Source organism: Streptomyces sp. S465, from assembly GCF_026898115.1.
Lineage (GTDB): Bacteria > Actinomycetota > Actinomycetes > Streptomycetales > Streptomycetaceae > Streptomyces > Streptomyces luomodiensis.
This window is the reverse complement of sequence record NZ_CP114036.1, coordinates 4,937,417-4,950,139: the sequence shown is the minus strand read 5'-3', so window position 1 is coordinate 4,950,139 and position 12,723 is coordinate 4,937,417. Positions and strand designations below refer to the sequence as shown.

Sequence of the window (12,723 nt, the reverse complement as noted above, 5' to 3'; positions counted from 1 at the left end):
CCGGCCCCGGGGCCGTCGTACGGTCGGGGCCGGGCGGGGACGGGGCCGGACGGCCGGGCTGGGTCGGGGCAGTGGCGGCTGGGCTGGGCCAGGTCAGGCGGGGTTGTCCGCGTGGGTCAGGGTCTCCCGGCCCAGGAGGGCTTCAGCTCTCGCTCGGGTTGTAGGAGTTGGCCAGCTCGAACGGATCGGGCTCCAGACCCGGTGTGGGCCAGCGCTGCTCCCGCTGCCAGCGCGCGTTCTCCCGCGCGAGCGCGTCCCAGAGCAGATTGAGCGGATGGGCGGCGTCGTAGGACGCGCGCTCCCCGCGCCGGGTGAAGGCGCCCAGCAGCACCTCCAGCCGGGGCCCGGTGTCGTTTACCAGCTCGACGGCGCGCAACCCGCGTCCATAGGCCACCCTCGGATCGCCCGCCGCGTCCGCGACCCCCTTGGTGACCAGCATGCAGCCGCGCAGCAGACCGGAGCGCAGCAGCTCGAAACCGTAGTTGACGGTGTCGATCTCGGCGGCGATGCGCAGCTTGCCGCGGTAGTCACCGCCGAACCAGGTGTGCAGCACCCCGGCCATCAGCCCGCTGGCCGAGACCACCAGCGGCAGCGTGCGCAGCGCGCTGGTCGGGGCGGTCGGGCCGGGCAGCTCGTCCTCGGGCAGATTGGTCAGCAGCGAAACCCCGCTGCGGCGCCACTCCATCACATCGAAGGCGGTGAGCTCATCCGCGCTGTCGGGCCTGGTCACCACGGAGCCGCACACCAGGTCGACATCCTTGGCGCGCAGCTTGGCCAGTACGTCCCGGGTGCGCACATGGCCGACCTTGAGTTCGATCTCCCGCTGCCGGAACTCCTCGGCCACCAGTTCCCCGGCACCCGCCAGATAGCTGAGAGTAAATCGGGTGGTGCCCACCATCAGGGTTTTTCCCAGTCGGCGGCGCGACTCATGGATGCCGTCCAGCCAGTCGCCGAGAGTTCCGCGCGCCAATTCGACCAGGGCTTCTCCGGTGCCGGTGAACAGCACGTCCTTGCCCCGCCCCTGCTTGAGCACGAGCGGTTCGCCGCAAAGCTCGCGAAAGTTCCGGTTCATCGTGTCGATCTGCTTTTGCACGCTGGACTGTTCGCGGCCCAGAATCCGTGCCGCGCCCAGCGCGGTACCGGCCTCATGGACCATGATCAGGGTGCGCAACTGGTCCATCGTGGTGTCCATGAGAGCGAGCGGGCTCTGCGTCCAGCGCCGGGGCCCCTCCCTCACCGGTGATCCGAGCGATCCGGGCCTCACCATGATTTCCCCCGCTTTTCAACTTCCTCCGTTTTTCCCGGCTCCAGAGTTTAGTCAGCGACCATGCGGTAACCCCCGTCCCATATGAGCGAGAAGCGGAACGATGCGCGGAACGTCAGGGCCGGGCGCCGCACCGTACGGGTCAGCCGGCCGGAAAAGGTGCTCTTCCCCGACGATGGGATCACAAAGTGGGATCTTGTCGAGTACTACCGCTCGGTCTCGCGGCGCATCATTCCGCAGTTGCGCGGCCGCCCATTGATGATGGAACGCCATCCGGACGGAATCGGCGGCAAGCCGCTCATGCAGAAGAACGCACCCGACCACTTTCCGGACTGGGTGCGGCGCGCCGTCCTCCCCAAGGAGGGCGGCAAGGTCACGCATGTGGTCTGCGATGACACCGCGACCCTGCTCTACCTCGCCGACCAGGCGTGCGTCACCCCGCACCGCTGGCTCTCCCGCGCCGACCGGCCCGACCACCCCGACCGGTTGATCCTCGACCTCGATCCGCCGTCGTCCGACGAGTCGAGGAAACCCAACGAACCCGGCGCGTCCGGCGCATCCGGTGAATCCGCCGAAAGCGGCTTCGAAGAGGTGCGCTGGGCGGCCCGCCGCTGCTGCGCGCTGCTCGGCGAGCTCGGGCTGCCGGGGCTGCTGATGACCACCGGCTCGCGCGGCTTGCACGTCGTCGTCCCGCTGGACGGCCACGCCGATTTCGACACCGTGCGGTCCTTCGCCCGCGACGCCGCCGATCTGCTGGCCGCCCGCCACCCCGACCGGCTCACCACCGAGCCGCGCAAGGCCAAGCGGCGCGGCCGGCTCTACCTCGACACCCAGCGCAACGCCTACGCCCAGACCGCCGTCACCCCGTACGCGGTCCGCGCCCGCCCCGGAGCCCCCGTCGCCACGCCCATCGACGCACGGGAGCTGGACGACCCGGCGTTGCGATCCGACCGCTGGACCCTGCGGACCGTCGGCGAGCGCCTCGCCGACGACCCCTGGGCCCGTACGGACACCAGGGGCCGTTCCCTGCGCGCCCCCCGCGAGCGGCTACGACGGCTCGCGGAGGACGAGGGCCAGGGCTAGGACGCGGACGAGGGCCGGGGCCAGGACCAGGGCCGGGGCCAGGGCTCAGAGGCTCGGCGTGTGAACGCGGCTCAGGCCCCGATGGCACCGCCGTCGCGGCGCCAGACGCTGATCACGGACGGGCGGGTGAGCTTGCCCGGACCGTCGGGCCAGGTGGACGCGGGCTTCTCGACACTCGCGCCGTCGATCTCGCCCGGGTGCTGCACGGCCACCAGCACCCGCCGGTCCTGCACGATCGGCCCGCAGGTCTCGGCCCCGGTCGGCACGGTCAGGAACTGCTTGACCTCACCGCGGCGGCTGCCCGAGGTCGCCACGCCGAACAGCCCGTCGTGGTTGCCGAGCGCGTTGCCGTCGGTGGAGATCCACAGGTTGCCGTACGCGTCGAAGGTGATGTTGTCCGGGCAGGAGATCGGGCTGACCTGGTCCTTGGGGAAGCCGCCGAAGTAGGTGCTGGGGTCCTCGGGGTCGCCGCAGACCAGGAACAGCCGCCAGTTGAAGCGGGTGGAGCCCGGGTTGTTCCAGCGCTCGGTCAGCTCCAGGATCTGGCCGTGCTTGTTGGCGTTGCGCGGGTTGGCCTCGTCGGCCGGGGCCCTGCCCGCCTTGCCGCGGTCGGAGTTGTTGGTCAGGGCGATGTAGACCCGGCCGGTGCGCGGGCTCGGCTCGACGTCCTCGGGGCGGTCCATCTTCGTCGCACCGGCCTTGTCGGCGGCGATCCGCGTGAAGACGTACACCTCCTCGGCCGTCATCCCGGCCACGAACGAGCGATTGCCGCTGGCCAGCGGGATCCACTCACCGGCACCGTCGAACTCGCCGTCCTTCGGCAGCTTTCCGGAGCCGTCGATCTCGGCGGACGGGCTGTCGCCGGTGAACTTGGCGACGTACAGCGTGCCCTCGTCCAGGAGGGTGCGGTTGTGCTCGCGGGCGGTGCGGCTGTTGCCCTTCATCATCCGCTTGGCGGAGACGAACTTGTAGAAGTAGTCGAACTTCTCGTCGTCGCCCATGTAGAGGACCGGGCGGCCGTCGGTGGTCAGGCGGGGCTCGGCGGCCTCGTGCTTGAAGCGGCCCAGCGCGGTCAGCTTGCGCGGGGTGGACTCGGGGTCGAACGGGTCGATCTCGATCACCCAGCCGAAGCGGTTGGTCTCGTTCGGCTCCTTGGCCACGTCGAAACGGTCGTCGAACCGTTCCCACTTGCGCTCGGAGGCGGCGCCGGTGATGCCGTACCGCTTGAGGCGGGCCGCGGTCTCCGGATCGGTGACCGCGTCCGCGTTGGCGAAGTACTGGTTGAAGTTCTCCTCACCGGAGAGCACCGTGCCCCACGGCGTGATGCCGCCGCCGCAGTTGTTCAGCGTGCCGAGGATGCGCTTGCCGGACGGGTCGGCGGAGGTGCGCAGCAGCTCGCTGCCCGCCGCCGGCCCGGTGACCTCGAACGGGGTGGTGGCGGTGATACGGCGGTTGAGGCGGTGGCGGGGCACGGCGGTGAGCCGGCCCAGCTCGCGCTCCTCGGCCGTCACGACCACCGACATGCCGTGCGCGGCCCAGCCGATCTCGGCCTGCTCGCGGGTGGGGTTCTCCGGGTCGTACCCGGCGAACATCAGCACCTCGTCGGTGTACTCGTGGTTGACCACGAGCATCTGGTGGTCGCGCTCGCCCGGGACGTCGAGCACCGCCATGTAGTCGTTGTTGTAACCGAACTGGCCCGCCTGGGCCTTGGCGCTCTGGTTGTCCGGGTCGAACGCGGGCGCACCGCGCAGGATCGGGTCACCCCAGCGGAGCACCACGTTCTGGTCGTGGCCCTCGGCGACGACCACGGTGTCCTCGGTGTTGGGGGCGACCGGCGCGAAGCGGAGGCCGCGGGCCGCCTTGTCCTTCGCGGCAGCGGCTGTGTGCCGCGCGGCGGCGGTGCCCGTCGCGGCGGACGCCTGCGGCGCCCGCTCCAGCGCCACGGCCCCGGTCGCGGCCGCCACGGTCATCACGGCACCGGCCCGCAGCAGGGAACGGCGCGACGCGGCACCGGCGATGACATCGCCCACATAGGCGTTGTCGCTGGTGTTCGGCGTCTCGTGGAAGCAGGCGTCACCGCAGCGGTACCGGCATGTCAGCGCGGAACGACCGCCCGGGTGCGAGCTGATGAGCGGCAGGAGGTTGCGCACGTCTTCCCCTCCGTAAGGGTGTCACGTATGGGCTTCGCAGGGCCCCGCGTGAGCAGTCCGCCGACGCGGAACGCGCCGACATGAGGTCGGAATCCTTCGGCGGCGAAGCTATGGGCGTAGAACCGCGCGGCGGCGACGAACGCCTGAACCAAAGGTGAACGAAGCGCGAGCGGAATCGGCGGAAGAGCCCCGAGGACCGGCCCGCTAGCCTTTCGGCACCACGGCTATGCACCGCCATGCACCGCACTCGACACGTGAGAGGTATCTCCCATGGGCATACGGGACCTACTGCGCAAAGTATTCGGACGCTCCCGAGCCACGGGGGTGGACGAATCTTCTGCTGCGCCGGAGGCGGCGGTTGTCCCGGACCCCGAGTCGACGGAGCCGAAGCCGAAGCCCGAGCAGAAGGCCGAGCGGAAGGCTGAACGGAAGACGGAGCCCAAGCCCGAATCGGAGCCCGAGCAGAAGCCGGAGCCGACGCCCGAGCCGGCGCCCGAGTCCACGTCTGAACCCACCGCGGACACCGTCGCCCCGTCCCCGGACCCCTCCGACGACGAAACCGCGCACGATCCGGCCCTGTCCACCCCGCTGAAGTCCCTCGACGAGATCCTGCGATCCCCCGCGTCCGAGGACACCGAGGCAGCGGCAACGGCCGACGGGAAGGAAACGGCCACCGCGGAGCCCACCGCCGAGGCGGCGACCACGACGGCCTCGGCCACCGAACCGAGCGCCGACGCCACCCCGAAGGCCCAGGCGCCAGAGGCGGACGCAGACCGGCCCGACCCCCAGGCCGAGGCCAAGACCACGCCCAAGCCGGTGGCGGAGGCAGCGGCAGAGCCTGAGCCCCTGAACGACACCGACACCGCGCCGGAGCCCGCCGAGGCCGTAGCGGAGGCCGGCCCCGACAGCGCCGCCGCGCCGGAGACCGAAACCGCCACCGCATCCGCGACGCACACCGCCGAAGCCACCACCGAGGCGGCAACGGACACCACCGCCACAGCCGAGGCGGCGACGACGGCAAAGGCCGACGACGAGACCACGTTCGCGACCACCACCGACGACGAGCCCGCCGAGACCGAGGCCAAGACGGACGCCGGAAGCGCTCCGGAGACGGAAACCGCCACCGCGTCCGAGGCAGAGGCGAAGACCAACCCGGCAGCCGAGACGAGCCCAGCCACCAAGGCCGAGGACGACAGCACACCGCAGCCCGCCGAGCCGGAGCCGGAAACCGCTGCCGCACCCGAACCCACAGCCGAGGCCACCCCCGAAACCGAAACGGCAGCCAAGGCCGACGACGAGCCCGCCGAGACCGTAACGGAGCCCGACACCGGCAGCGCCCCCGCGCCGGAGACCGAAACCACCACCACATCCGCGACGGACACCACCGCGTCGCCCGACGCCGAAGCCAAGACAGCCCCGGCAGCCGAGGCGGGCACCGACGCACAGCCCGAGGCCGAGGAGGCCCACGAGCCCGAGCCCACCAAGGCGGAAACGGACACCACCGCCACAGCCGAGGCGGCGACGACGGCAAAGGCCGACGACGAGACCAAGGCGGAGGCTGAGGCAGAGCCTGAGCCCGTGACCGACACCGGCAGCGCCCCCGCGCCGGAGCCCGCCGAGGCAGTTGCGGCAGCCCAGCCGGTGGTGGACACCACTACCGCGCCCGAGGCAGCAGCCGACACCGCCTCCGAGGACCAGCCCCAGGACGAGGCCGAGACCGAAGAGGCCCACGAGCCGGAGCCCACGGCCGACGAGGACGCCACCGCCGAGGCAGAACCGAAGACCAGCCCGGCGCCCGAGACCAAGGACGACAGCACGCCCGAGCCTGGCCAGACGACGGCGAACGCGGACACGGAGGCAGAGGCCGAACCCGCCACCGAAACCACCACCGCACCCCAGACCGAAGCCACAACGGCCCCCGTCGCCGAGGCGGACACCGACGCACAGCCCGAGGCCGCCAACGAGGCCGAGCCCCAGAACAACGCCAAGGCCGACCCCACCCCCGAGACCGAGGCCGAGCCGGTCGCAGCCACCGCCACAGCCACCGCACCCCAGACCGAAGCACCCGCCGCCGCCACCGCGCCCGCCGCCATCGCGCTCGATGACCTCGAGGCGCGGGCTCCCGCCCTCGTGGGGGCGTACACCGCCGCGGGGGAGGCCATCCGGGCCCATGGGCTGGCCGGGCAGCGGGCCGTGGTGTATCTCGTGCTGGACCGGTCGGGGTCGATGCGGGGGTACTTCAAGGACGGCACCGTTCAGCACCTGGCCGACCAGGCGCTCGCCCTGTCCGCGCACTTCGACAGCACCGGCACCGTGCCCGTCGTGTTCTTCTCCACCGACATCGACGGCACCGCCGACCTGGAGCCGGCGCACCACGCCGGCCGCATCGCCGAGCTGCACGGTGCGCTCGGGCACATGGGGCGGACGAACTACCACGCCGCCGTCAACGCCGTCATCGAGCACTACAAGGCGTCCGGCACCACCGACCCCGCGTTCGTGATCTTCCAGACGGACGGCGCGCCCACCGCCAAGACCGCTGCCGAGAAGGCGCTGTGCGAGGCGGCGGGGCTGCCGCTGTTCTGGCAGTTCGTGGCGTTCGGGGACCCGGAGGCGAAGGGGTTCGACTTCCTCCGCAAGCTCGACACCTCGCCCGCCCTCGCCGTCCCGGAGAAGCGGGCGGTCGACAACACCGGGTTCTTCCACGCCGGGCTCGACCCGCGTGCGGTCGCCGACGCCGAGCTGTACGGGGAGCTTCTGAAGAAGTTCCCGGGGTGGCTGGCCGCCCGCGCACAGGGCTGACCGGCGACCCGCAGCACACCAGGGGCCATCCGGCGCGGAAAACGCCGCGCGGGTGGCCCCTGTCACTCGGATACGATATGGGCGGCTCAGTAGAGCGAAACGTCACTTACCGTACCGACTCGGGAGCAGCCTGCAATGGCTCGACACCTCATCACCAGCGCCCTTCCCTACATCAACGGGATCAAGCACCTGGGCAACATGGTGGGGTCCATGCTCCCGGCCGACGTCTACTCCCGCTATATGCGCCAGCGCGGCCATGACGTCCTCTACATCTGTGCCACCGACGAGCACGGCACCCCCGCCGAGCTGGCCGCGAAGGAGGCCGGGCTGCCGGTCGACGAGTTCTGCGCCCAGCAGCACGACGCGCAGAAGGCGATCTACGACGGCTTCGGCCTCGCCTTCGACTACTTCGGCCGCAGTTCCTCCGCGCAGAACGTGCAGATCACCCAGACGATCGCGCGTGAGCTCAAGGCGAACGGCTTCATCGAGGAGCGCTCGATCCGCCAGGTGTACTCCAACGCGGACGGCCGCTTCCTCCCCGACCGCTATATCGAGGGCACCTGCCCGCACTGCGGCTACGACAGGGCGCGCGGCGACCAGTGCGAGAACTGCACCCGGGTGCTGGACCCGACCGACCTGATCGACGCCCGCTCCGCGATCAGCGGCAGCAGCGATCTGGAGGTCCGGGAGACCAAGCACCTCTTCCTCCTCCAGTCCAAGCTCGCGGAGGAGGTCGCCGCCTGGGTCGACGAGCGCGGCAAGGACTGGCCGACGCTGGCCTCCTCGATCGCCCGCAAGTGGCTGAACGAGGGGCTTCAGGACCGGGCGATCACCCGTGACCTGGACTGGGGCGTGCCGGTGCCGGCCGACACCTGGCCGGACCTGGCGGCGGAGGGCAAGGTCTTCTACGTCTGGTTCGACGCCCCGATCGAGTACATGGGCGCGACGAAGGAGTGGGCGGACCGGGACCCGGAGCACCGCGACTGGAAGTCGTGGTGGTACGACGTGGACGAGTCCGTCCGCTACACCGAGTTCATGGCCAAGGACAACGTCCCGTTCCACACCGTGATGTTCCCGGCCACCCTCCTCGGCACCCGGGACGTCTGGAAGAAGGTCGACTACGTCAAGGCGTTCAACTGGCTGACGTACTACGGCGGGAAGTTCTCCACCTCCCAGAAGCGCGGGGTGTTCACCGACGCCGCGCTCGAGGTGCTGCCCGCCGACTACTGGCGCTACTTCCTGATGGCGAACGCCCCGGAGTCCGACGACACCTCCTTCACCTGGGAGCACTTCACCGCCACCGTCAACAAGGACCTGGCGGACACCCTCGGCAACTTCGTCAACCGCGTGCTGTCCTTCTCCCGCAAGCGGTTCGGCGACGCGGTCCCGGCCGGGAAGGCCGCCGGGGAGGCGGAGGAGCGGCTGGGCGAGGAGATCGCGCGGCTGCTGGCGGAGTACGAGGAGCACATGGACGCGCTCCAGTTCCGCAAGGCCGCGGCGGCGCTGCGCGCCCTGTGGAGCGCGGGCAACTCCTACCTGGAGGAGAAGGCCCCCTGGCTGGAGATCAAGACCGACCAGGAGGCCGCGGCCCTCACCCTCCGTACGGCGATGAACCTCATCCACCTCTACGCGATCGTCTCCGAGCCGTTCATCCCGTCCTCGGCGCGGGCCATGCGGACGGCGTTCGCGCTGGGCGAGGACACCGCGACCTGGGTCGGCCAGGAGGAGGCGAAGGCGCTGGCGTCGGTCCCGGCGGGCACGGCCTTCACCGTTCCCCCGGTGCTCTTCGCCAAGATCACCGAGGAGGACCTGGAGTCCTTCCGGGAGCGCTTCGGCGGCGCGGAGCAGAACGGCGCCGCGTAGCCAGCGGACGCGGCCGGGCCCCGAGCGGTCGTTGATCGCCCGGCAACCGTTCGTTTAGCCCCCTCGGTGACCCTGTGGAGTCCCTGTCCACCGGAATCGAGGAACGCAGTGCCGGACCCACGTGTCACGGTGACGGTTCACGGCCCCGACCCGCTCAGCCGGGCCGGGGTCGTACGTCATCTACAGCATCAGCCCAGCGTCGAGCTGGTCGACCGGCCGCGCCCGCTCAGCGACGAACCCCACGGCGCCGAACCCCATGGCACCGAACCCCACGGCGCCGTCGCCGTCATGTTCGCCGAGCGCCTCGACGACCGCGCCGGGGCGGAGCTGCGCCGTCTGGTGCGGGGCGGCCGGCAGCGGGTGGTGCTGATCGCGGGCGAGCTCCGTGAGACGGAGCTGATGGCGGTGATGGAGTACGGCGTCCGGGCCGTCTTATGGCAGCACCGGACCACCCCGAAGCGGCTGCTGCGCGCCGTGCACCGGGCCGCCCGCGCGGACCGCGGCGCACCGTGCGGGGTGGACCGGAAGCTGTGACCGCAGGGGCCTCAGAGAGTCACGGGGGCCTCAGAGGTCCGTGCCGTCGTGGGTCGCGTCGGGGTCGACCCCCAGGGTGAGGCTTCCGACGACGCCCTTCTCGATCTTCCCCTTGCGGTACTTCAGGTTCAGCAGACCGCCCTGCGCACCGTTGCCGGGGTAGATCCCGTCCTCGTCGAGGGTGGTGCGCTCGGTGGTGCTGGTGTTGTAGGGAGCCACCTCGGCCGAGGCCAGCACCGCCTCCTCGGCGAAGAAGAGCTGACCGGTGTGGCAGGTGTGGCCGCCCTCGTAACCGGCGTCGGTCATCGTGCCGCCGACGTGCACCTTGGTGTGGATGTGCACACAGCGGCCCCGGTACCAGCCGGGGAAGATCGTGGTGAACTCCACGACGCCGTGCCGGTCGGTCAGCTGGGTGCCGCGCAGATACCGCTCGTCGTCGGTCGGCTCCTGGTGGCCGCCACCGGGCGGGGCACCGGTGGGAGCGCCCGTCGGGGTGTCGGTGGGCGGCGTCCCGGTCGGTGTGCCGGTGGGAGTCCCGGTGGGCGGGGTCCCGGTGGGCGGGGTGCCGCCGCCCGCGCTCGAGTCCTCATAGCCCGAGTAGATCCCCAGCGCGTCGCAGTGCCAGATGTCGACGGCCACCTTCGCCAGGGGCTTGCAGCTCTCGGAGTCGATCACTTTGAGGCGGAGGGTCATCGGAATGCCCTCCTTGTCCTCGGTGATGTCCTTCCTGATCTTGTCGGCGTCGATGTAGTACGGCCCCTCGGTGGTCTCCGAGGTGAGCCGGTAACAGACCTCCCCGGACGAGGCGGTGGCGGAGGCCGAGGGGGTGGCGGAGGTCTCGCCCGCCGAGGCGGTGGTGGCGACGGCCGTTCCCAGGCCCACCGCCGCGACCGCCGCGCCGCCCGTCATCACGGCCCGCCGTCTCGTCATGTCCCGCTGGGGCTGGGGGTCGAGGTCGTTGCTCTGCTGTTCGGTCATGGCGGAGGACGGTAGGGAGACAACCTGGCAGCCACATGGGTGCGGGCTGTGAAGAGCCTGGTGATGAGCGCCTTTCGGCCAGTGCGGCCGTACGGCAGCAGGGCGGGGGCGCGCCGTCCGGCACGCCCCCGCCCTGTGGGTCTCGTCAGGCCCGTTACTCGGCGGGCTGCTCCGCCGCACCCTCCGCCTGCTCGGCCTTCTCGGCCTTCTTGACCTGCGGCGGCTTGCGCAGCGACAGGTGCAGCTCCCGCAGCCGGGCCTCGTCCACCTCACTCGGCGCGCCCATCAGCAGGTCCTGGGCGTTGCCGTTGAGCGGGAAGGCGATGGTCTCGCGGATGTTGGGCTCATCGGCGAGCAGCATCACGATGCGGTCGACACCGGGGGCGATACCGCCGTGCGGCGGGGCGCCGAAGTGGAACGCCCGCAGCATGCCGCCGAACTCGCGCTCCACCTCCTCCCGGGCGTAGCCCGCGATCTCGAACGCCTTGTACATGACGTCCGGCTCGTGGTTCCGGATGGCGCCGGAGGACAGCTCCACGCCGTTGCAGACGATGTCGTACTGCCAGGCGAGGATGTCCAGCGGGTCCTTCGTCTCCAGGGCCTCCAGGCCGCCCTGCGGCATGGAGAAGGGGTTGTGGGAGAACTCGATCTGCCCGGTGTCCTCGTTCCGCTCGAACATCGGGAAGTCCACGATCCAGCAGAAGCGGAAGACGTTCTCCTCGAAGTGGCCGGCCCGCTTGGCGGCCTCGACGCGCACCGCGCCCATGATCTTGGAGACCTCGTCGAACTCCCCCGCGCCGAAGAAGACCGACGTGCCGGGCTTGCCCTCGACCTCGGCGATCAGCTTCTCGACGTCCTCGTCGGTGAGGAACTTCGCGATCGGCCCGGTCAGCTTGGCGTCCTCGCCGATCCGGACCCAGGCCAGCCCCTTGGCGCCCTGCTCCACGGCGAACTCGCCGAGCTGGTCGAAGAACTTCCGGGGCTGGTCGGCGGTGTCCGGCACGGCCAGCGCGCGGACGTGCTTGTCCGCGAACGCCTTGAAACCGGAGCCCGCGAAGACATGGCTGACGTCCTTGAGCTCCAGCTTGGCCCGCAGGTCCGGCTTGTCGGAGCCGTACTTCAGCATGGCCTCGCGGAACGGGATGCGCGGGAACGGCGAGGTCACGTGGCGGCCGCCGCCGAACTCCTCGAAGAGCTCGGTCATGACCTTCTCGATGACGCCGAAGACGTCCTCCTGCTCCACGAAGCTCATCTCGACGTCGAGCTGGTAGAACTCGCCCGGCGAGCGGTCGGCGCGGGCGTCCTCGTCGCGGAAGCAGGGCGCGATCTGGAAGTAGCGGTCGAAGCCCGCGATCATCAGCAGCTGCTTGAACTGCTGCGGGGCCTGCGGCAGCGCGTAGAACTTGCCCGCGTGCAGCCGGGAGGGGACCAGGAAGTCCCGGGCGCCCTCGGGCGAGGTGGCGGACAGGATCGGGGTCGCCAGCTCGTTGAACCCCTGCGCGGTCATCTTCTGCCGGATCGCGGAGATCACCGCGGAGCGCAGCATGATGTTGCGGTGCATGCGCTCGCGGCGCAGGTCCAGGAAGCGGTACTCCAGACGCCGCTCCTCGCCGACCCCGTCCTCGGGGAAGACCGTGAAGGGCAGCGGGTCGGCGGCGCCGAGCACCTCGACATCGGTGACCTCGACCTCGATCTCGCCGGTCGGCAGCTCGGGGTTGACGTTCTCCGCGCCGCGCGCGATGACCCGGCCGTCGACGCGGACGACGGTCTCCTTGGCCGTGGAGCTGAGGGCCTCGTTGGCGGGGGTGCCGGGGCGCACCACCAGCTGGACCAGGCCATAGTGGTCGCGGAGATCGATGAAGAGGATGCCGCCCAGGTTCCGTCGATTGTGCAGCCAGCCGGAGAGCCGGACGTCGGTGCCGACGTCAGCGGCGCGGAGCTGACCACAGGTGTGGGACCGGTACCGATGCATCATTCATCCAAGTCGTGTCGATCGGGAGGCGTACGTACCCTCGGGAAGCTTCCGGCCAAGCCTACCGGCGCCGCGCCCCT

Annotated in this window: 8 protein-coding genes; 4 read left to right on the top strand and 4 right to left on the bottom strand. The window is 70.8% G+C overall.

Annotated features, from left to right (window positions below; translation table 11 throughout):
• Positions 1-142: 142 nt before the first annotated feature.
• Entirely contained in the window at positions 143-1,192 is a 1,050-nt protein-coding gene (locus tag N6H00_RS20865; RefSeq protein WP_268973323.1) for a LysR family transcriptional regulator, read from the bottom strand.
• Positions 1,193-1,348: 156 nt separating this feature from the next.
• On the opposite strand from N6H00_RS20865, the gene N6H00_RS20860 reads away from it, so the two are divergent.
• Positions 1,349-2,347 (top strand): DNA polymerase domain-containing protein, encoded by a 999-nt coding sequence (locus N6H00_RS20860; RefSeq protein ID WP_268973322.1) that lies wholly within the window; start codon positions 1,349-1,351, stop codon positions 2,345-2,347.
• A gap of 71 nt (positions 2,348-2,418) precedes the next feature.
• Here N6H00_RS20860 and N6H00_RS20855 read toward each other — a convergent pair whose 3' ends face one another.
• Positions 2,419-4,497, bottom strand: a complete 2,079-nt coding sequence (locus N6H00_RS20855) for a PhoX family protein (protein WP_268973320.1) — start codon at positions 4,495-4,497, stop codon at positions 2,419-2,421.
• A gap of 324 nt (positions 4,498-4,821) precedes the next feature.
• On the opposite strand from N6H00_RS20855, the gene N6H00_RS20850 reads away from it, so the two are divergent.
• From N6H00_RS20850 to N6H00_RS20840, 3 genes are all read left to right on the top strand, one after another.
• Positions 4,822-7,296 carry a VWA domain-containing protein gene (locus N6H00_RS20850; protein WP_268973319.1) on the top strand — a complete coding sequence of 825 codons (2,475 nt, stop codon included), beginning with the start codon at positions 4,822-4,824 and terminating at the stop codon, positions 7,294-7,296.
• Between the two features lie 135 nt (positions 7,297-7,431).
• On the top strand, positions 7,432-9,159 hold the full coding sequence (gene metG / locus N6H00_RS20845) for a methionine--tRNA ligase (RefSeq protein WP_268973318.1): 1,728 nt from the start codon (positions 7,432-7,434) through the stop codon (positions 9,157-9,159).
• Between the two features lie 108 nt (positions 9,160-9,267).
• Entirely contained in the window at positions 9,268-9,693 is a 426-nt protein-coding gene (locus tag N6H00_RS20840; RefSeq protein WP_268973317.1) for a DNA-binding response regulator, read from the top strand.
• A gap of 30 nt (positions 9,694-9,723) precedes the next feature.
• Here the strand turns inward: N6H00_RS20840 and N6H00_RS20835 are convergent, their stop codons facing one another.
• Complete coding sequence (locus N6H00_RS20835) at positions 9,724-10,671, bottom strand: intradiol ring-cleavage dioxygenase (RefSeq protein ID WP_268973316.1); 948 nt, start codon at positions 10,669-10,671, stop codon at positions 9,724-9,726.
• A gap of 154 nt (positions 10,672-10,825) precedes the next feature.
• Positions 10,826-12,643, bottom strand: a complete 1,818-nt coding sequence (gene aspS, locus N6H00_RS20830; protein ID WP_268973315.1) for an aspartate--tRNA ligase — start codon at positions 12,641-12,643, stop codon at positions 10,826-10,828.
• Positions 12,644-12,723: the final 80 nt, after the last annotated feature.

Bases quoted from the DNA above. Each gene is read 5' to 3' on its own strand.
- N6H00_RS20835 (WP_268973316.1), bottom strand. From the start codon at position 10,671: ATGACCGAACAGCAGAGCAACGACCTCGACCCCCAGCCCCAGCGGGAC.
- metG (WP_268973318.1), top strand. From the start codon at position 7,432: ATGGCTCGACACCTCATCACCAGCGCCCTTCCCTACATCAACGGGATC.
- N6H00_RS20860 (WP_268973322.1), top strand. From the start codon at position 1,349: ATGAGCGAGAAGCGGAACGATGCGCGGAACGTCAGGGCCGGGCGCCGC.
- aspS (WP_268973315.1), bottom strand. From the start codon at position 12,643: ATGCATCGGTACCGGTCCCACACCTGTGGTCAGCTCCGCGCCGCTGAC.
- N6H00_RS20865 (WP_268973323.1), bottom strand. From the start codon at position 1,192: ATGGACACCACGATGGACCAGTTGCGCACCCTGATCATGGTCCATGAG.